Origin of the sequence: Tepidanaerobacter sp. GT38 (assembly GCF_021991635.1) — a bacterium.
Taxonomy (GTDB): Bacteria; Bacillota; Thermosediminibacteria; order Thermosediminibacterales; family Tepidanaerobacteraceae; genus DTU063.
In genome coordinates, this window is sequence record NZ_JAFFJA010000003.1 from 66,832 (window position 1) to 87,157 (window position 20,326).

The window sequence follows — 20,326 nt, forward strand, 5'->3', positions numbered from 1 at the left end:
GACATCACCACCTCCTGCTGTAATTATATATCACACTTTTTCATCTACAATTAAACCTGCCTGCTTCCAAAGCCCAGCTATAAGGTCCAAGAACTTCTCCGGCGGAATCTCTGTTATGAGCTCATCGCTGGCCTTATCGTATATCCTTACCATGATTCGCTTGGTGTCATCGTGGATTTTAAACTCCAGGCGGGTGAAAGTAAGTTCTGTCGGGAGATTTTTTAAGCTGTCTATGACGCTCTCAAAATCTTCTTTGCCTAAAGCCCTTTTAAAGTCTTTTACCGTTGGATTTGCCTCTCCAACAGCAACAGAGCCCGTAACATCTTCCGTAGATTTACCCTGAACTTTACTAACTGAATTAACATCTATATTACCGGAAAAAGATGAATCTATCCTCAAAATATATCACCCCGCATATCATTGCAGCCCGGCGGATTTCCGCCGGGCCTTAAAGTCAATGAAAGCTACGAAATTAGCCTAACAGCTTAAGCACAGTCTGAGGTGCCATGTTGGCCTGGGCAAGCATTGCTGTTGCAGCCTGCTGCAGGATGTTCTGCTTAGTAAACTCCATCATTTCCTTGGCCATATCGACGTCGCGGATGCGGCTTTCTGCAGCCTGGAGGTTTTCAGCAGAAGTGTCCAAGTTCTTAATGGTGTGCTCTAGGCGGTTTTGGACAGCACCCAGCTTACTGCGTTCGGTAGAAACTTTCTCCAGTGCATCGTTGATTTTAGTAATTGCACTGTTTGCAGATTCCTGATCAGCTATATAAATACCTCTTCTTGCCGTAACTGTAACATTGGTGTCAACTACTTCAGATATTTCAACCGTGCCAGTTTTAAATTCTGCACCCAAAGCAAAAGTAACACTAGTATAAGTAGCGCTTGCTAAATTTTCTATTGTTGCTGCAGATGAAAGAGCATTAAAATCTTTTCCATCAGCACTTATTGCAACAATTTCGCCATCTTTATTCATCCAGCCATACTGCGCATTAATTGTGTTGGAACTTCCATCAGTTACAGCTACAGTATCAAATTCGACTATATCATATGTTTCCCCCGCATTTACTGGAGTTGGATCTGTAGTAGAATCATCAATAGCACTAGCTGATACAGTCACCTCTGCTTTTTCTGCTACATCCAGAGTCTCGGCATCCATTGCTTTTATGCTTAAATCTATGCTCTGGTCTTTATTTGCGCCGATGTGGAATTTTCCTGAAAAATCTCCATTTAATAGTTTTTGAGTGTTAAATTCGGTGTTTTCTGCTATCCTCGTCAGTTCTTCTGCCAGCTGATTTACTTCATCCTGTAGTGCTTGACGGTCAGTGCCTACGTTTGTATCGTTTGCAGACTGGACTGCAAGCTCTCTCATTCTCTGCAAAATTTCATGAGCTTCATTTAATGCACCTTCTGCTGTCTGGATGAGGGAAATGCCGTCTTGGGCATTCTTTGATGCCATGTTGAGGCCGCGGATCTGGGCTCTCATCTTTTCTGAAATGGCAAGGCCTGCTGCATCGTCACCGGCTCTGTTGATCCTGTAGCCAGATGAGAGTTTCTCTAATGATTTTTGAGTATTTGTGTTGTTAATTGAAAGCTGGCGGTGAGCATTTAACGCCATTATGTTGTGGTTAATTCTCATTTTTATTCCTCCCTGATTTTTTATTTTCCCGCGTCCCTGCGGGTAAATTTTTCGACCGGCCGTGTCGAAATTTTTCTTTCACTTATATAGTCGATGAAACTTATATAAAATTTAATGTCAAAACATGTAATTAAACCTGCTTTTGGTCAATTTTTTAGATTTATCTTGGTAAAATAGCCTAATTTGCCCTGATTTTTCGCTTTTTTACAGTATTTAAACTGTCGCTGCCTTCATCAACTTTTTGCAGTAAGTTCTTCAATGTCTATCTCAGGATAAATGTTTCTTACAATTTTTTTTATATGTTCTGTTTCATGTTTTCTTTTTAAAGTTTTGTACAGCCGATATATCACCGCATAATTTTCAATATCTCTGCTATCAAGATTTAGCGCTTTTCCTGCCATGGCCAATGCTTCATCATACATGTCCTTTTCCAGTGCTTTTTGTGCAAGATATCTGTAAACATGTGCATCCTGACAATTTCTATCGGCGGCAGTGATGTAGGCATTTAATGCCAGCTCTTCAAAACCCTTTTTTTCCATTAATTTGCCGTATCTTACATAATCATCCCTGCTAAAATGATTAGCGTAAATGTTCAATAAGTTATTGAATAATTCAAATTCATCTACTGTTAACATAAATTCCAGCAGTTGGAAAAAATCATCTTTTACTTCATCGAATTTAGCTTTCAGCTCCCCAATTATCGTTAAAAACAGCTTTTTTTCTCCTGAATCCTCCAGCTTCCACACTGCATCTTTTGCCTGATTAAAGTCTTTTAAAATTATATAGCAGAGTGCTTTGTAGTAATTTGCTGTATTTTTTGCCCTGCCGTATTCCATGTCAAAAGACTTTAGAGCATCCTGATATTTTTTAAGGCCCATATACACTATGCCCTTTAAATTGTTTAACCCTTGAACGTCAATTTTTACATCATCTAAGTAGCGTTTTGCTATTTCGTGCTTACCAATATTCATATAAAGTTTTGCTAAGATGGCATAATTTTCCGGGTCTTTTTTGTCAACGTATTTATCGAAAAACTCCCTTACCGCCTCAGGCTTTTCATTTTTCACAAATATATCAAAAAGTTTTATAAACACTTCTTTAAAGCCGGGCCTTGCTATGAGCAATTTTATGTAATCTTTTACGGCACCGTTAAGGTCCCCCTGCATTTCACGGCAATGAGCAATCATGTACTTTGCTCTATAACTGCCGGCACCTCCTATGAAGTTAGCCCTTCCTTCACAATCACCTATAGAAAAGCACCTGTTAAAAGTTTCAACAGCCTTTTGATACCGCTTCTGCTTAAAATATATAGCTCCTTCAAGGAAGTGAAAATCAGGTATCTTTTCATAAGCTGATTTTACAGAATTTACTATTTTCAGGGCCGTATCGTAATCTTTCATTTCTGTATACGTCTGTATCAGATATATATAAAGCCTTACAAATAACGGCGAATTTGTTTTTATCCTTTTTTGAACTATCTGCAAGTGCTTTAACGCCTTATCGTATTCTTTAGCATTGAAATATTCCACACCTAAATTTAGGTGCTGGAATAAATCATTTGGATGTGTCAAAAGATATTTTGACAGCATGTTTATATACCGCTGGGTTTTGTTTTTTTCAATTCTCGTTTCTTTTAAATAGCCGTAATGTAAGATTGTTATGCCGGATTCCTTGTATATCGGAGACCGATTATCTGCAACATTTTTTAAATTTTCGTGAATGGGATATACGTATCTCAGTTTGCCGTTGTTTCGGAATAATTTAAAATTGTAGTGAATCGTAGTGCGCCCGGTTGAAATGCTGCCACCGCCGTAGTTTACAAACTTGAACATGTAAGCTTCTACGGTATCATCTTCCAGCAGCGGCCTTATCTTCCCCACATCTTCCCTTTTTACCACTTCATCTGCATCCAAAAACAGTATCCAATCGGATTTGGCATTTTCAATAGCTGTATTCCTTGCTTTGCTGAAGTCATCTTCCCATTTTGTATGTATTACCCTTGCACCGAGGCTTTGCGCAATCTCTACCGTTTTATCTTTAGAGCCCGTATCAACAACAACTATTTCGTCAACAACATCTTTTACGCTGTTTATACAGCGGGCAATGTTTTTCTCTTCGTCTTTTGTGATGATGCAGAGGGATAGGGTGGGGTTTGTTTCTACAGCATTAGCTATGTTTTCCTGCCAATCAATTAGGTTTGGGTTTTTGTCTAAAATAGATTCATACTGCTCTTTTATACCGTACCTTCCATCTTTATCTAATTTTTTATATCTGCAATATTTTTTCAATCGATCTTCTAATTTCGCCCACCCCATGTGCTTTATCCTTATTTGGCTTTTCAAAAAAGGTAGTTTTAAAATATTAGCAGGGAATCTTCCGCAGTGGTCAGGAACTTCATTCCATTTATACTCAAAGAAAGGTTGATACCTTATTAAAAAAAACCAGTATTTCTTATGGGCATTCCAATACTTGTCATCTCGATATTGTTTTTCATTCCAAAAATCGAATAATCTAAATCCAATCGCGTCATATTGAGGTTGATTTATTAATTTATCAATTTCTCTTTTTATATTTTCTTCAAATATTTCATCTGCATCTAAACTTAAAATCCAATCAGGTTTAGTATCTATAGTTAATTTCCAAAGTTGTTTTCGCAATTTAACCTCATTAAAAGACTCAGATTCACTGTTTTTATGGTAAATTAAAGGAATATCTTTAAGTATAGTTCTGCAAACAGTTTCTGAATCATCTGTGCTTCCATCATCTAAAATAACTGCATTACTAATAATATCTCTAACACTAAGCAACACATCTTTTAAGTATCTTTTTGCCTCATTTTTTATAATCATCGCTAAAGTAATTTTATTTTTTCCTTTTTTTACTAATCTATTACCGGGCAAAAATATGTATTGCGAATAATCATTTAAATACTTTTTATATAATCCAAGTGTTTTTAAATCACTTCTTCTGTAAATATGAAAAGCCGGAAAATGCGTATCTACAAAAAGTTCTATGCCAAGTGCTGCAGCACGTATGCAAAAATGTCTATCCTCACCCCAGAATGTTATATTGTAAATTTCATCATATGAAACCCCTTTAGATATGGCATTTCTACTTATTAAAGTACATGCTCCAAGGCCGCCAACCTTATATACACCTGGCATTTTTAATTTGTCTATAAATTCATTTATTCTTTTATTTAACTCTTCGGCTGTAACTTTCTCTTCCCTTCCTTTATGAAATAAATTGTATTGATCACTAAGCCATACTTGAGGAAGTTCTGTAGAATTATTGTTCCATTTTGTCCAAAATATTTCTGACACAATATTTTTTTTTAATGACAACAAATGCTGTAATGTTGCTGGATGAAGTACAATATCCGAGTCAACCAAAAAAACATAATCATAGCCGTTTTTTAATGCATATTCTAATATGATATTTTTATTTTTCGCTACTTTCCATACTAACTCTTCACGCCAATGGTGGGTGTTTTCATCTTTGATATAGTCAATATTATCTGAATCTGATTCGATTAAATAGACGCTATTCTCCAGATTATTATCTCTAAAATCCGTTAATAGATTTTTTGATTTGATATCATTGTTATCATCAACAAAAAGATAATCACATATGATATTTTCTTTATTTAAACTTTTTAGCGAATGTAAATACTCTTTTAATATTTCAGGTTGTTGACGCACTGTCGTACCAATCAAAACTTTTATCATTTTTCTCTTTCTCCTATGCCACAGTATTTCTTAGCTCTGTATATCCCTTTAATAGTATCTTTAATAAACAATATCTGCAATTAAAACAAGCACAATATTAAATATTCCTTTTTACTTTAACAATTACATTTGGAATTCCATCTTTCATAAATAAATCATCAAGAGATATAGGCAGAATATCGCCATTATTATTTAATAAATAGTATTCCATTCTTTCTTCATAAGCCTTTAAAAAGGCATATAACAAGTACCAATCATTTTGCAACATCTTTCTATTAAGTTCAAAACTAAAGGTTTCAATTTTATTTGATTCTAAAAGTTTTCCATACCTTTTAGCGCATGATATTCTCCACCTTCAATATCTATTTTTACAAAACTTAACACATCAACGTTGTCCATTATTGCATCTAATGGCTCTGCATCAACTTGGATTTCTTGTATTGTGTCACTCTTGTAATTATTAAAATAGACACTATCATGTTTATGAAGTGACGAATTGCCCATAAACTTCTTTGCAACGAAAAAAGGCATAGTTTTGTATTCAGAATAGATTGCCTTATTATATACCGTCACTCTGTCCCCAATGTAGTTCATTGAAATATTATCTTGTATTAACGGTATAAGAGATGGATTCGCCTCATACGCAAGCACTTTCCCGATAGGACCAACCAAATATCCCATCAAAGTTGTGAAATATCCCAAGTTAGCACCAATATCAACAACTGTATCCCCTTTTTTTATGTTTTTAATCAAATAATTTGTTAACCCCGCATCATAAATTCCATGAATTATTAAAACTGGGGCTAAACTTAAATCTTCAGCATTTACTGTTAACATTCCACCCCATTTTGTTGATACTAGTACTTTGTTATTTCCTATATAAGTTCCATGCATAAATCATACTCCTTTATCATAATTTGATTAGTCATTTTTCTATGGTTTACTACATTTTCAGTTTGTTTCGATATTATTGTTGTAAAATTAGACGTACACAATTATTTTTTGTGATCAACTATGGAGCAAAACATAATCGACATAAATATGAATATAGATTTAATTTCGACGTAAAGATTGGAAATTCCTGTTTTTTCTACATTTTTTTAGACGAATACACTTTTTTCATTATAGATTTGATAAGTGCTGTTTCTGCAGTTCATTAAGTTTTACAATTTCCTTTTTTATATCAAGTGTATTTTTATGGGTATATTGCATACGTTATGTTCCCATACTGTGTGTTCATTGGTATAATACAATCTAAGATATGTTGAGAAACAATTCAAAGGAGGATTTTGAATGAAACTAGGCATAGTAGGGCTTCCCAATGTGGGGAAAAGCACACTTTTTAACGCATTAACAAGAGCAGGAGCAGAATGTGCCAACTATCCTTTTTGCACAATAGAGCCAAATGTGGGCGTAGTAGCAGTTCCAGATGAACGGCTTGAAAAACTTGCAGAAATAGAACAACCTGATAAGGTAATTCCAACTACTATAGAATTTGTAGACATTGCAGGCCTGGTAAAAGGTGCAAGTCGCGGTGAGGGGCTTGGAAATAAGTTTCTTTCCCATATTCGGGAAGTTGACGCGGTGGTACATGTTGTCAGATGTTTTGACGACCCAAATGTTGTTCATGTAGATGGAAGTGTTGACCCTATAAGGGATATAGAGATAATAAATCTCGAACTTATTTTTGCCGATTTGGAGAGTTTAGAAAAGCGATTAGAACGAGTTAAAAAACAAGCTAAATCAGGGAACAAACAGACCTTGGCCGAACTTTCGTTCCTGGAAAGAGTAAAAGAGGCTTTAGAACAAAACATACCTGCCCGCTCTTTGGAACTTACCGATGAGGAGCAGGATATAATAAAACACTTGTTTTTACTCACATCAAAACCTGTCATTTATGTAGCAAATATTTCTGAAGATGATCTAATATCAGGTGAAGAAAATGAATATGTGAAAAAGGTCAAAGAATATGCTGCTAAAGAAGGTGCTGAAGTTATTACAATCGCATCCAGATTAGAGGCGGAGCTTTCAGAACTTGCTGAAGTGGAAAAGAAGGAGCTGCTTTCCGAATACGGTTTGAAAGAACCGGGTCTTGATAAGCTGATAAAATCATGCTATAGACTTCTCGGCCTTATAACTTTCTTTACTTTAGAATCTAAGCAAGTCCGTGCCTGGACTATCAAAAAAGGCACAAAAGCCCCTCAGGCTGCCGGTAAGATTCACACCGACTTTGAGCGGGGCTTTATCCGTGCGGAAGTTATGGATTACGAAGATTTGGTGGCCCACGGCAGTCAACATGCAGTACGGGAAAAGGGGCTGCTTCGCTCTGAGGGCAAAGAGTATGTAGTAAAAGACGGTGATGTGATTTTGTTTAGATTTAATGTTTAAATTATGATATAAACCAAAATACGAAGATTAATAATGCTAAATATTTTATTGACCTAGTGGATATACTGCTTAAGGTTGTGATGCATTCAGCGTTTGTTCTTCGGGTTACGAGTTTTGCAAGCATGCAGGTAATGCTTAGGATGGCGACTAATGCCCAAGAATATATGCCTATTCTCATTCCCGAAAAAATCAGCTCATCTCCGGCAGTTGATGTTACAAGCCATATAAAAAGGATTAGTCCATTCCCATATTTAAAGCATCTTCCGGCTTGCTCATAATAATGTCTTTTTATTTCGCCGGGCAGGCCTTCCCCGACGCAGCTTCGATATACATATGCCAGTGACAGAATTGCAGCTAAAATATTTAAAACAATTCCTAATATAACGGTTGTAATTTGTAAAATACTTTCCATAGTTTTTCCTCCAGCACTTTTATTTTTATGGGATTTGCTTTTTTTATATGAAGGTGTCGAATATCCTTATCTCTTAATGCCCGGTATAGGTTCTCTACAATCGCACTCAGCTTATCTCCCCCTAGATTTTCCAGTGTTTTTAAAACAGCTTTGCCAAGCTCGTATACTATGTCCTTATGTCTTGTGTTTTGCACAAGATATAGCTTATATTCTAAGTCTGACTTTTCCCATAGGTTGCTCATGCTAAAATCCTTTAAAAGAGCAAGATTGGCAATTATAATTGCCAACAAGACAATAGTTGCCGCAATATTAATCTGTTTCCTTTTCTCGACGCAATAATCCAGACATTTTAAAAGCAGCAGCCAAGTTTGTAGCGGCAGCTTTATAATCTTCATTTGCTGCAAGCGTATTTCTTCAGATACTATTTTATTTATTTCAGCTTGGCTCATCTGACTTTGGCAGCTACTGCAGTATTTATCCCTGTAGCTGTTCATGTGTGAACAATTATCACATTTCCAACCCATCTGTGTTCCCCCGCATCTATTCTAAAGCTCTTCAACGATTTCCGGAAAATCTGCGATATTTGCCGCTTTATCTTCTAGCTCTATTTCCCCGGTAAATTCCTCCGGAACTTCTGACTCATGAACCTGAACCTTGAATGATATTTCATCACCTTTAACTAATTGTTGAATGACTTCTATTTCTTCATCATCGATATGAAAACCGTCAATTACTTCTTTTAAGTAGTCAAAATGGTGCTCAGCGCGGACATTGTATGGCATGATGTCCACATTTCTTTCTTGCAAAATCTCGGCATTCGCCTGAGAAATAGCTGTAGGCTTCCATATGAGGGCCGAGCGCTTTTCTGTCTTACTAAAGCTCCTGCCTCTCAGTATGATAAAGGGCTCGGGCATATAGTCAAAAGCCACGGCATAAGCGGGGGTATACCTGAGCATATTGGTGGTAACTTTGCGTATGCGCTTGATGTTTTTATCAAATACACTTTTTTCAGTATTTTTGTACTCGTTTAGCCGCTCACTTATGTCCCTGGCGACCTCTTCGTCCAATTCGACCGTGTCAATTGCCAGTGGCCTACTGTAGTTGGGGTCCAAACCTTTCAGCAGCTTATCTTTTCTCTGTTCAATCTCTCGATCTAAAACGGTGCCTGTAATGGCTTCAAATTGGATTTCTTTTTTTACTTCATACACCACATGCTTAATCCCTTCATTTATTGACAGCCGGCCCAGCTCGCTTATCCTTTCATCTTCAATGTGTCTGTAGGCCTTTTTTAGCAATTGGAGGGTTTTGATGACGAGTTTTGGATGTAAGCCTGTAACTTTACATATAGCATCAACAGAGGTCAAACCCGCATCATACAATTTAAGAACCAGAAGCTCTAAAGATTCATACTCTTCCCTTATGTACTCATCGGCATCTACCAAAGCCACCGAGATTGGACAATAAAAAAAATGAAAATACTTCAGCTGCCCCAATTCAAACAGCTCCGGACAACTTTTCCGAAAGATGTCCAGGGCTTGTTTTGTCTTTTCTATATTTATGCTTTTCTTTGGTCTTTCACAAATTTCATCCATGATTAATCACCACTTGCACGCTTTAAAAATTCTCGCGAACTGATAAGCTGGCCGGCACCGGCCATTACCCTATCCACCAAGTACTTGATAAAGCGGGAAAATTCCCTTTCACTTCTGTTAGGCAGCGGTTGTCCGTCTTCGCCTTTTTCTTCATATTCACAGGATGACAGAAAATCCATATCCCCTATGATGACTAGCTGCTTCTGGCATCGTGTAAAAGCAACGTTTAACCGGCGTAGTTCAGACAAGAAGCCTATTCTTGGAGTGTTTGAGGGCCTGGTATTGCTCCTCGTAAAACTATATATAATCATCTTTCTTTCTTGGCCTTGGAAGCTGTCTAATGTGGCCACCATCTCGTCAATCTCTTCCGGGCTCAGTTTAGTCAATTTACTCTTTAAGGTTTTTTTTATGTGCTGCACTTGCTTTTTATACGGTGCTATTATCCCTATGTCTTTAGGGCTAATGCTTTCAGCCTCTTTTCCTTCAAAGATTTTTTTCAGAATCAACAAAATTATTTCCGCTTCATAAGAGTTAAAATATCCGCCCTCCTTATGAGGCGTTTCCCTTCTATCTGCAAAATCACCGGTATCGATTACTGCCAACGGTCTGGAAAACATTTGGGGGCAAAGGGGTCCCAAGTTTTTCTTAGCATCAACGGAAAAATATTGGTCATTGTAGAATTGGTGAGATACTATATCTGCAATTTCAGCAGGCATTCGAAACTGCCACTTTAGCATCGTCTTGTTTTCCTCCGGCAGGGGGGTCTTGGTAAACAGGTATTCAAAAAAACTCATTTCCAGCAAATCCATCGGCACGCCGTCCAACTTGCAAAGCTCCGCCACCTTGTCATTTACAATAGGCGGAATCTGAAGGTAGTCTCCCAGCAGCAGGTTCTTTTTGGCTCTGGTCATAGGCACAATAATATTGTGCACCTGAATCTGACCTGCTTCGTCGATAATTGCAACATCAAAATCCACATCTGCGAATTTGCGGTTTGTATTAATTCCTATACATGTGGCGCCTACCACATTAGCGCTTTCTATGAGTATATTTGTCATTATTTCATTTCGCTTTGCTTTGAGAGAGGCTTCCCATTCATCAAGGGCGGCACTTGCCTTTTCTATATTGGCCTTGCTTTCCATGCACTTTGCCCTAAACTCATCTAATTCCGCAATCGACAGGCTAAGTTCCTCTGTTTCAAGTTCGTACGTAATAGTGCTGTAAGGGGAATCAAATTCCACTTTTAATTCTCTGTATGGAGCAAGTTGCTCAAGCAGTTGATTATATCTATTTTTCAAGTTTTGCAGCTCAGGCTTCTTTAATGAATCAATAATATTTGCAAACCGTTGGTTGTATCTTCTTACTTGCTCTACATACTCACTGCGGATTTTATTAAACTCCGTTTGCAATCTCGATAAATCCCGTTTTACACCTACTGTATATATGAACCTCAAGGCTCTGATTACAATATGGCTCTTGGCCGTTTCTTCAAGGTAAATCAGCTTTTTTGCAATGGCTTCGATTATTTCATTTAGCCTTTGTTCCGATGAAAGAATTATTGAGTAAAGTTTATTTTGTTTTTCCAGCTCTGAAGCAATGCCAGCGTATACTTGCCCCAGGGCATTTTCAATGCGCTCACACTCCGTTAAATAAGCAAGCACGGTATTTATTACTTCTTCCATCGAATTTAATTTGTGCAGGTCCTTTTGAAAATTGATACGGTTTTGCCTAAAGGTTTCCTGGAATTTTTCATAAAGGGCTCTGTCTCTTCTCTCGGGAAGAAAGGGCTTGACCCCTTCTTGCACCTTACTTTCATTTCCAATGCGGATGATTTCTACATCTGGGTTTTTTGAAACTCTGGACAATACATTGTCCACAGCCATATTGTTCTGTGAAGAAACTAATACTTTCATGCCATGCCTTACGAAAAACTCCACCCAGGCAACGATAACTGTAGTCTTGCCTGTGCCGGGAGGACCTAGCACCAAAAGCAAGTCTCTAGTTTCAATGCCTTTACGGATGGCTTCTTTTTGACTCTCATTTGGCTTAAAACCGTCTTTAGGACTGTCCAGCTCCCTTTCAAACTCCTCCCATCCTACTCCCTGTTCAAAACCTTCAGTTTCAAAAGTGTTAAAGGTTTTGTACATGTACGTGGAAAGTATTTCACCTTTTTCTATGGCAGCTAACACGTCTTCTCTGACCCTTCTCTGTACAGGGTTGTGTCGGAGGACAATCCTCCCTGTGGGAGGAATGTCACTGTCGTTGAACTGCCGCGAAAAACTTATTTCCACAATGGTTTCATCATCGCCGATTAATATGTCGATAATTACGCCATCTATGAACTCACAGTTGCCGTAATAATCTTTGATGCTTGATTCGACGCTCACTCTTGCATCAACAGTGAAGGTTTCATCATCAAAGGCCGGACAAAAAAATTGATACGTATAATTCTTCAATTTGCTGCTGTCAGTGGTGGAAATTCGCTTTGTATAAAATAGAGAGCTCCCTTGCATTACCTGGAACTTCTCGTTTTCATCCTCATAATAGGTGTAATCCCGGATTCTATCTAAAATTTTTCTGCGAAATGAATGCCCTATTTTATATTGCTCGCCTTCACCGCTCTCCTCACCGGCCTCAAAATAGGACCTGATTTTTTGGTCAATACTCGCAATAGCTGTTTCAGCCATATCCCAAGACCGGCTCAGATACCCTTGAGGGAAAACATCGTATTTGAAATTGCCTTGGCTGTCAACGTTTTGAAGTATAACCAAGAGCTTTTTGCGGGGAATTATGTTCAGGATAGGTTTGTTGTAGAAGGCTGCCTTGCGCCCATGACTTTTTATTTGGGCAAGGCTCTCCATATATGTAACTGAGAAATTGTTCTTCTCACTTCTTCTGCACATTAGAAAGAAGTCGTCCAGCAATATTCCGAAAGAGTATGAATCTTCCACCTGCCTGTAATTCCCGATGACGAGGACTTGGGAGTCAGTAAGTTTTTTTATGACATCTTCGATTATTTCAATATTTTTTACCCGAACATTATTGCCGATAAAAAATATCAGGGGTGAATCTACAGCATACCATTCACCGGAATATAGGTTAATCTGCTGCATTGGCTTCTTCTCTCCAATCCACATCTATTTTTATATCAGTGGAAGTGGGTAATTTATAAATTTCCTCTTTTTCTTCTTTAAGGTATCTATCAAGAAAAGTCTTGTCGAGCTCATCCAATACTTGGTCCAGTACCGGTTTTATATCTTTCACCTTCCATACCTCTTTCTCTTAAGGGCGTAATTTATGGCCTTTGCCACTTCCATACCGTTTCTATATCTTTTGTCAGGCATTAGCTGCAGGCATTTGCTTATAATATCGTTATATATAGGAGGAACATTCTCATTATAATCCGTAACGGCAGGAATATTTACCCAATGCTTTTCATTGCTTTTTCTCAATAAGTCTACTCCGATCCTCAGTTGTTTGCCTGTGAGTATCTCAAAAAAGATTAAGCCTAAAGAAAATACGTCTACATTGTCAGACGATATAAATCCTAAATAGCCTCTCTGCTCCGGGGATTGGTAGAGGGGTGTGCCGGTTTTTCGTCGCAATGGGCGACCGGTAATGCCTAAATCAATTAAATATACAGCTTGGTTCAGCTGACCCTTGTTCTTGACAATAATGTTTTCCGGTTTTAAATCCTTATGCTGAAACACGGGAGCTGACGTATGAATTGCACCCAATACCAGGCTTATTTGGTAAATCAATTCAATATTTTGTCTGATCACATAAGGATCTTTTATCTTATCCCCTGTTTGTTTAATAATTTCTCTCAGTGTAAGGCCATCTATGTACTGCATCACCAGGATAAGTTTTTTATTTTTGTTGTCAATATGGTACTCGTAGAGGCTGGGAATCTTATCGGTGAATTCTTCCAGTTTTATCATACTCCTGGCTTCCTGCAGCAGTAGATCCCTCTGTTTAAAATCATCAAAGCATATAATCTTGATTCCCACAGTTCTGTCGTATTCCATATCTTTCGCCTTATAGAAGCAGGTTTGAGTGGCCTCTGATTCATAAATCGTTTCCAGGATGAAGAATTTGTGTTTTTTATCAAACTCAACTTGTTTGCTAGCCAACTAGAACCAGCTCTTTTCTCAAAGCCTCCAGAAATTCCCTAAGTGAAGGTTTTATATTTAAGGAATTCTCAATTACTTGCTCCATAAAATCTACAAAGGCGTCACTGTAATGGTCTATCAAGATGTCTATGTTAATTTGCTTATCTGATCGGATGTCATCACCTAAAATCCATAAAAGTAATACACCCAGGGAATATGTATCGACTTTTTCCCAATCCACACCATCCGTATCTTGAATTAAGTTATTCCTTAGTTCGTATGGGGCAAATGGATTTGAGGTCTGTTTTTCTTTCATGGTGTGATATACCGTGGTGTAAGCCTCCCTTTCATCATCCTTTACGATCTTGGATGTCTCAAAACAGCCTAAGCTTACACTGAGAGAATTGTTTTGCGGCGTCACAAAGACATACTCAGGTCTAATCCCCCTATGGTAAATCTTGGTGCCAGCCTTTACGTTTTGAATTGAAAGCAATGCGATAATGAGCTTTTCAATGATTTCCAGCGCCGCCTTGGCCGTCACTTTGCCCAGTCTTTCTCTGTTGGCTAAAGTAAAAGTTCTTTGGTCGATATTGTATTTAATATAAATCAGGCCACATTCCCTAGAAGTATCAATTACACTGCCCATAACTATATTTCGCGGCAGTTCATGAATACCCTCCCAAACCTCATACAAAACAGTACTGTCACGTCTGTTGTATATTTCCGGCTCCTTTTTAAAAGCTCTAATATATGCCCAGCTGCAGCGCTCACGATTGTTCTCATCCAGGTCAACGCGCTTGCATATATAATTGAATTTTCCTGCAGAAGCTTCCATATCAGTTTTTTTGACCAATTCCACAACCTGGTATTTGCCAAACGGCAGCCGCTCCACATCTAGAGTAAGTCTCCTTTTCCCCTTTAAAAAATGATTCACAATCCCTTCATAAAGATTTTTAACCAGTTTTGATGCCAGTGTAATATCCGCATCAATATTTTTTATCTCGTATTTTTCCGGAACACCAGCATCGTTGTACGTAACATGGACGACTTTATTTGCGTCTCTTCTTATTTCATCAAGCAAGTGATATGTATTTTTGTCAATAAAGTTTTCCCAGCGGCATTTTCTGATTTGTCCGTATAAATCGCTCAAACCCTTGCTTTGCCTTTCAGATTTATCTGAAGGTATGGTAATGCCGTGGTCAGCCAGTACTGACGCCGTAAAGACTTCCAAAGCCTTTCGCGCATTGATTACACTTTCATTGGGCCGAATTCTTGCATTTTCTTCAGCAGCCAAGCACGTTTCATAAAGCTCATTTTTAGCATGGGTTTGCACATCTTTTAACGCATCAAAATACATAAGAACCACCCCATTCTAAAAACACAATGCCAAATGAATATTACTATGTATACATTTCTACAGTCTTATAGAAAATCCTTCCTTTAAGCAAGTTGGAGATGCCGAAAATTCTTTGTATTCGTATTATTTTGTTCCATATTGTCGATAAAAGCAGCATTGCAAAACAAAAAAGCCGCAATGAATGCGGTTACTAGGAGCGAAGTTTTTCCTTGTGCAGCTGGCGAATCCCGCCAAAGATTTTGCGATACTCTTCACTTGCATAATCGGGATAGGTCCAGGGCCACGGCTGAAATTCACCTCCGACAAAGCGCAAGGTAACTTCACCGTAAATGCCTTTGCCCAAATATATGCGATGGCTGTGGTCTTTAGTGCTGGCAAGCACCAGTTTCCCAAGACTTATATACCCAACGTCGATATTGACCTGCCGTTTGCCGTCAACTGCGCGGTCCTGTTCAAGGGAATTTGACCAGAGCTTCAAGGCGGGAAGCTCGCTAGGATCAATCAGCTCATCAAAGGCGAAAATGCACCGTTTGAGGTCACTGCCCATTTCGGCTGTATAATAATCGGTGTGATTAAAAGGAAGCACCGAACTTTCGTAAATGCAGGATCCTAGCCGTTTTGACAGGGTCTCCTTTACAGGTTCAAATAATTTTTCATCTGAAGTAAAAACGCTAGCGATAGGGGTCACTAATTCCGGCATTTTTATTTTACCCATAACGATCCTCTTTTCACATGAATAATAGCTTAATTGAAAAATCCGAAGGGTTTAAAAGGCATTGTTGACTTTTATTATTCATCATAACATACTATACTACCAATAAGCTTATCATGCCAACCCTGGCTATCTTTATCAATAAGTATCCATATAAAGCCAAGGCAAAAAATCATGTACGAAATAATTTTTCCAATTAATTCTCTAAAAAACATCATCTAAAATCCCACAGGCTGTTTTGTGCTCTTGTTATATACTTTAAGTGTGAGTAAGCTCTTGCCAAAAGAAAAGACGCTATCCACGTAAAGATTTCTTTTTGTGTTATTTGTTGAAGGATTTTGTCAAGTTTTAGCGAATTATACCTATAGTTTTATTTCCATATTTTAGGTAGATTATTTAATAAAGTTTTCAAGGAGGAAACGTATTGAAAGTAGGAATTGTTGGAGGCGGCAATGCCGGAACACTGTTTCTTAAAACACTTTTAGAAATACCCGAGGTTGATGTCATAGGCGTTTGCGATAAAAGCCCCGAAGCGCCGGCAATTATATATGCCAAGGAGCATGGAATCCCCACATATTTCGACCTAAAACTTTTTTTGGAAAATGATATGGATGTGGTGTTGGAACTTACAGGAATTCAGGAAGTAAAAAACACCATCGAACAGTTAAAAAAACAAGAAACTCACCTCATGGATTCTCATGCGGCAAGGCTGGCATCGCTTCTGACAGAACATCAACAGGAGCTTTCAGAAAAACTCGCTGACTATATAGACCATATCAAAGAACTGCTTATGAACGTAACATCAAATATTTCATCAATCAATGACACTGTTTTATCGATAGATAGCACATCTAAAAGCATCCTTGAATCGGTTTCAAGTGCCATCGAAAGCATAAACAAAACAGACCAGATCGTTCAAATCATCAATGAGATTACCGCACGAATTAGAATTCTCGGTATAAACGCTTCTATCGAGGCAGCCCGCGCTGGAGAAACGGGTCAAGGGTTTTCAGTGGTGGCATCTGAGATAGGCAATCTCACCACCTCCAGTAAAGAAGCTACAGCTGAAATAAAATCCATCATCGACAAAATGAAGGCGGACATCAACAAACTCTCGGAAATTGCGAACACTCTTGACATTATCTGCAAAAAACAAAGGGAAATAGCAAGCTCTCTTGCTGATGACAACGCAAAAATGAGCAGTATCATAAGTAAATGATACGGTCTAGACAGCAAAGTTTCACTCCTTAAAATGGATTCAAGTAATATTTGCTACGCAGATATAAATACCTGCCGACAGTAACTTTGCCGACAGGCTGATACCGCACAAAAAGTGCGGTCTTTTGTTTATTGCCCCATAACTTTATCCATTAGTTTTTCGTAGCTGTCCACCACTTCGTACTTTACGGTGCTGTTTGCTATCTTTTCAAAATGTTTTTTTGCACAGCGGATTTTTGCTTCTTCGATGCCTCTCGTATCAAATTGCAGTGATTCCAGTTTACCTTTGGTTTCAGCTACAAAGTATATGTGCCTTACCTTATCCTCATTAAAGACTATAGCCCAGTCCGGATTGTAGTCTCCTACAGGTGTAGGTATGAAAAATCCCCTTGGCAGTTTGGCATATACACAAACTTCACTGCTGGCATCCAGTTCCTTGGCAAATTCCTTTTCCTTTTCAGAATCAGTAATTACATAGTCGTATATGTGTTTTTTGGCTTCTACAGCATCTTTACCTAAGGTTCCTTTTAAAGTATTTTCAGTAAAAATCTTTGCATCATATACTTCGTCGATGAGATTATATGTTATATGCTGGATTATCACTGTAGCTTTTTGTTCGTTAATAATCCTTGAAGCTTTCAATATAAACTCTTCCGGATTTTTTCTAAACAAATAAAAGGTCTTGGGCCTTATGCCTTTTAGGATTTTAACGATGGCTTTTCTTGTAAGCTGGGTTTCATCTACCAATTTTCCTACTAGATCGTATTTTACTGAAGTAGTTACCGGTTTATATTCCTTGTCCATAGCCGTTTCCTTGAGTCTAAAGGCCTCTCCTCTTTCTAGTTCTTCTTTTGAAGATATACGCTCCATTTCTCCAGTCTTTACCTGATATACAATATCAGATACCTTTAGGTCCCTGTCTAAGGCAATAATGCAGTTTTTAATCAGTTCTTCTGTGTCAAAATCTACATAGTAGGCCGTCTTTTTATTTATCTTGTTCCAAAGCTCCTGGAATTCCTTTTTCTTGAAGTTTTCATTGACTTCAAGCTTTTTTATATTCTCAGCTCTGCTGTCTTCCACAAGAGGTGTGGCACTTTCGCTGTAGATTTTGCTAACCAACTGGACAATGCCATCTTTGAAGTCCTCTACTTCATCTGGTAGTATTAGCTTACCAACTTCTAAATCCCGGTAATATTTTTCAGTTAAATTGTCGCTGTCATCTACATAAAAGTTTCGTATAAAAGATCTATGAAGGGTGTTTGCGAGATTTTCGTCTATAACCAGCTCTTCTCCTTTAGCATTCTTAACCACATTGTTTAAGAAAAACTCTACATTGGCCTTTTGTGGTCTGTCAGTTAATGTTTCCGCAATCTCGGACTGCAAGCCTTTGGCAAAGGATTCATAAGACTCGCTGGCTATGACTGTAAGCACATTTATATCGTGGACATCTACTCCTGGTGTTTCACTGTCTATTCTGTTGCCATTTTGGTCAACACAAAGTCTTAAGCCCCTGCCCACTTCCTGCCGTTTTCTAATGACTGAATCACTGTGTTTTAAAGTACATATTTGAAAGACGTTGGGGTTGTCCCAGCCTTCCCTCAAGGCTGAGTGGGAAAAGATAAATCGGGTAGGCTCGTCAAAGCTCAGCAGCCGCTCTTTATCCTTCATTATCAAATCGTAGGCCGACTCATCATCGGAAATTTTTTCTTCACCCTTAGCCTCAGGGTTTACCATTCTGCCCTGTTTGTCTATAGCAAAATAACCTTTGTGGGTATCTTTTACATCGATGGATTTTAAATATTTTACATATGGGTCATTAAACAGCGTGATGTATTCATTTAAAATGTTTATGTATTCTTCTTCAAAGATTTTGGCATACTGGCCATTTACTTGATTGCCGTTTTCATCATATTGTCTGTATTTGGCCACTTCATCTATAAAAAATAGCGTCAGCACCTTTATGCCTTTGTCAAAAAGGGCCTTTTCCCTTTCAAAGTGAGACCTTATGGTTTCCCTAATCTGTATTCTCCTTAAAGTAGTCTCATTGATATCTCCTTGGACATCTCCTGCAGAAAGGGTCACTCCATTGGTAAAGCTTATGGTGTTTTTGTAGCCGTTTATTTCAGATACCCGGTAGCCCTTATACTGCTCCATGTAGTTGGAATGGGTATACAAATCAAAACCTTCGTCTACATTTCTGGTAACCCTTCTGATACCTGTCTTTTGCTTGACTTCAAACTCTATCCTGGCTATAGGTTTTCTCTTGGTGCTGACATCTATGCCTTCAAAGTAGATATATGCACTGGTGCCTGTAAGGCCCTTTACGGAAATACCTTTCACTTTGATTTTTTTCACAAGTTTCATATTGTATGCATCTAAGGCATCAAGTCGGTATATTTTATTGTATTCTTCTTTGTGGGTGGCAGAATACCTTATGGTAAATAAAGGGTTAAACAGTTTTAAGGCTTCTTTGGTTTTTTTGCCCTCTACCGACTGAGGCTCATCTATTATGAGTATGGGGTTGGTCTGGGCCAACACGTCTATGGGCCTTCTTGTACCGAAATCATCCAGCTCTTCATAGATTCGCCGGGCATCTTTACCTCGGGCGTTAAAAGCCTGGGAATTTATGATCATGGCATTTATCCCAGAATCTGAGGCAAATTGATCTATCTTGTGAAGCTGTTTGGAATTGTAGATAAAGTATCGGATCTTTATGCCGTACAAATCCATAAAGTGGTCTTCAGTTATTTGGAAGGATTTATATACTCCTTCCCGAATTGCGATAGAGGGCACTACTATGATGAACTTACTCCAGCCGTATGCTCTGTAAAGTTCGTACATGGTCCTTATATATGTATAGGTTTTGCCAGTGCCTGTTTCCATTTCGATGGTGAGATTGTACTTGCCAGCTAAACGCTCAGATGGTTTTAAGCCATTTCTCAACTGAACTTTTCGTATGTTTTCCAAAATATCTTCTTCCGGTAAAATTATAGGACTATTTTTAAAGCCGGTTTCAAATAAAAGCCTTTGCTGGCCGGCAATCTCTCCTTTTTCTCTGCCTGTATCCAGTTGAAAATGAGAAACTTGATTTGGCTGCCCTCTAAAGCAGTCCACTACAGATTTTACTGCGTCTATTTGAAACTGCTGTTCCTTAAATTTTATCTTCATTAA

General features: G+C 38.2%; 16 protein-coding genes. 2 read left to right on the forward strand and 14 right to left on the reverse strand.

What is annotated here, in order from left to right; all coding sequences use genetic code 11:
- Positions 1-30: 30 nt before the first annotated feature.
- From JT739_RS01105 to JT739_RS01125, 4 genes are all read right to left on the reverse strand, one after another.
- Entirely contained in the window at positions 31-399 is a 369-nt protein-coding gene (locus tag JT739_RS01105) for a flagellar protein FlaG (RefSeq protein WP_237659237.1), read from the reverse strand.
- A gap of 73 nt (positions 400-472) precedes the next feature.
- Complete coding sequence (locus tag JT739_RS12780) at positions 473-1,636, reverse strand: flagellin (protein WP_304650957.1); 1,164 nt, start codon at positions 1,634-1,636, stop codon at positions 473-475.
- A 233-nt stretch (positions 1,637-1,869) separates the two neighbouring features.
- Complete coding sequence (locus JT739_RS01120) at positions 1,870-5,364, reverse strand: glycosyltransferase (protein ID WP_237659238.1); 3,495 nt, start codon at positions 5,362-5,364, stop codon at positions 1,870-1,872.
- A 312-nt stretch (positions 5,365-5,676) separates the two neighbouring features.
- A complete protein-coding gene (locus tag JT739_RS01125) occupies positions 5,677-6,258 on the reverse strand; it encodes an FkbM family methyltransferase (RefSeq protein WP_237659239.1) in 582 nt (193 codons plus the stop codon).
- A gap of 399 nt (positions 6,259-6,657) precedes the next feature.
- On the opposite strand from JT739_RS01125, the gene ychF reads away from it, so the two are divergent.
- On the forward strand, positions 6,658-7,752 hold the full coding sequence (ychF, locus tag JT739_RS01130; protein WP_237659240.1) for a redox-regulated ATPase YchF: 1,095 nt from the start codon (positions 6,658-6,660) through the stop codon (positions 7,750-7,752).
- Position 7,753: 1 nt separating this feature from the next.
- On the opposite strand, the gene JT739_RS01135 is transcribed toward ychF, so the two are convergent.
- The 9 genes from JT739_RS01135 to JT739_RS12815 all read right to left on the reverse strand — a co-directional run bounded on the left by JT739_RS01135 (position 7,754) and on the right by JT739_RS12815 (position 16,155).
- Positions 7,754-8,164, reverse strand: coding sequence for a hypothetical protein (locus JT739_RS01135; RefSeq protein ID WP_237659241.1), 411 nt, complete (start codon positions 8,162-8,164; stop codon positions 7,754-7,756).
- Positions 8,128-8,688 carry a hypothetical protein gene (locus JT739_RS01140; protein ID WP_237659242.1) on the reverse strand — a complete coding sequence of 187 codons (561 nt, stop codon included), beginning with the start codon at positions 8,686-8,688 and terminating at the stop codon, positions 8,128-8,130. Before JT739_RS01140 ends, JT739_RS01135 begins: the two co-directional genes overlap by 37 nt.
- A 21-nt stretch (positions 8,689-8,709) precedes the next feature.
- A complete protein-coding gene (locus tag JT739_RS01145; RefSeq protein ID WP_237659243.1) occupies positions 8,710-9,756 on the reverse strand; it encodes a hypothetical protein in 1,047 nt (348 codons plus the stop codon).
- Positions 9,757-9,758: 2 nt separating this feature from the next.
- Entirely contained in the window at positions 9,759-12,869 is a 3,111-nt protein-coding gene (locus JT739_RS01150) for an ATP-binding protein (protein ID WP_237659244.1), read from the reverse strand.
- Positions 12,856-13,020, reverse strand: a complete 165-nt coding sequence (locus JT739_RS01155; RefSeq protein ID WP_237659245.1) for a hypothetical protein — start codon at positions 13,018-13,020, stop codon at positions 12,856-12,858. Before JT739_RS01155 ends, JT739_RS01150 begins: the two co-directional genes overlap by 14 nt.
- Entirely contained in the window at positions 13,017-13,889 is an 873-nt protein-coding gene (locus JT739_RS01160) for a serine/threonine-protein kinase (protein ID WP_237659246.1), read from the reverse strand. Before JT739_RS01160 ends, JT739_RS01155 begins: the two co-directional genes overlap by 4 nt.
- Positions 13,882-15,225, reverse strand: coding sequence for a hypothetical protein (locus JT739_RS01165; RefSeq protein WP_237659247.1), 1,344 nt, complete (start codon positions 15,223-15,225; stop codon positions 13,882-13,884). Before JT739_RS01165 ends, JT739_RS01160 begins: the two co-directional genes overlap by 8 nt.
- Before the next feature lie 190 nt (positions 15,226-15,415).
- On the reverse strand, positions 15,416-15,940 hold the full coding sequence (locus tag JT739_RS01170) for a DUF4416 family protein (protein ID WP_237659248.1): 525 nt from the start codon (positions 15,938-15,940) through the stop codon (positions 15,416-15,418).
- A gap of 74 nt (positions 15,941-16,014) precedes the next feature.
- Positions 16,015-16,155 carry an RDD family protein gene (locus JT739_RS12815; protein ID WP_370642544.1) on the reverse strand — a complete coding sequence of 47 codons (141 nt, stop codon included), beginning with the start codon at positions 16,153-16,155 and terminating at the stop codon, positions 16,015-16,017.
- A 206-nt stretch (positions 16,156-16,361) separates the two neighbouring features.
- Here JT739_RS12815 and JT739_RS01175 point away from each other — a divergent pair, with 206 nt between their 5' ends.
- Positions 16,362-17,156 carry a methyl-accepting chemotaxis protein gene (locus JT739_RS01175; protein ID WP_237659249.1) on the forward strand — a complete coding sequence of 265 codons (795 nt, stop codon included), beginning with the start codon at positions 16,362-16,364 and terminating at the stop codon, positions 17,154-17,156.
- A gap of 128 nt (positions 17,157-17,284) precedes the next feature.
- Here the strand turns inward: JT739_RS01175 and JT739_RS01180 are convergent, their stop codons facing one another.
- Positions 17,285-20,323, reverse strand: coding sequence for a type III restriction-modification system endonuclease (locus tag JT739_RS01180; protein WP_237659250.1), 3,039 nt, complete (start codon positions 20,321-20,323; stop codon positions 17,285-17,287).
- Between the last annotated feature and the right edge of the window lie 3 nt (positions 20,324-20,326).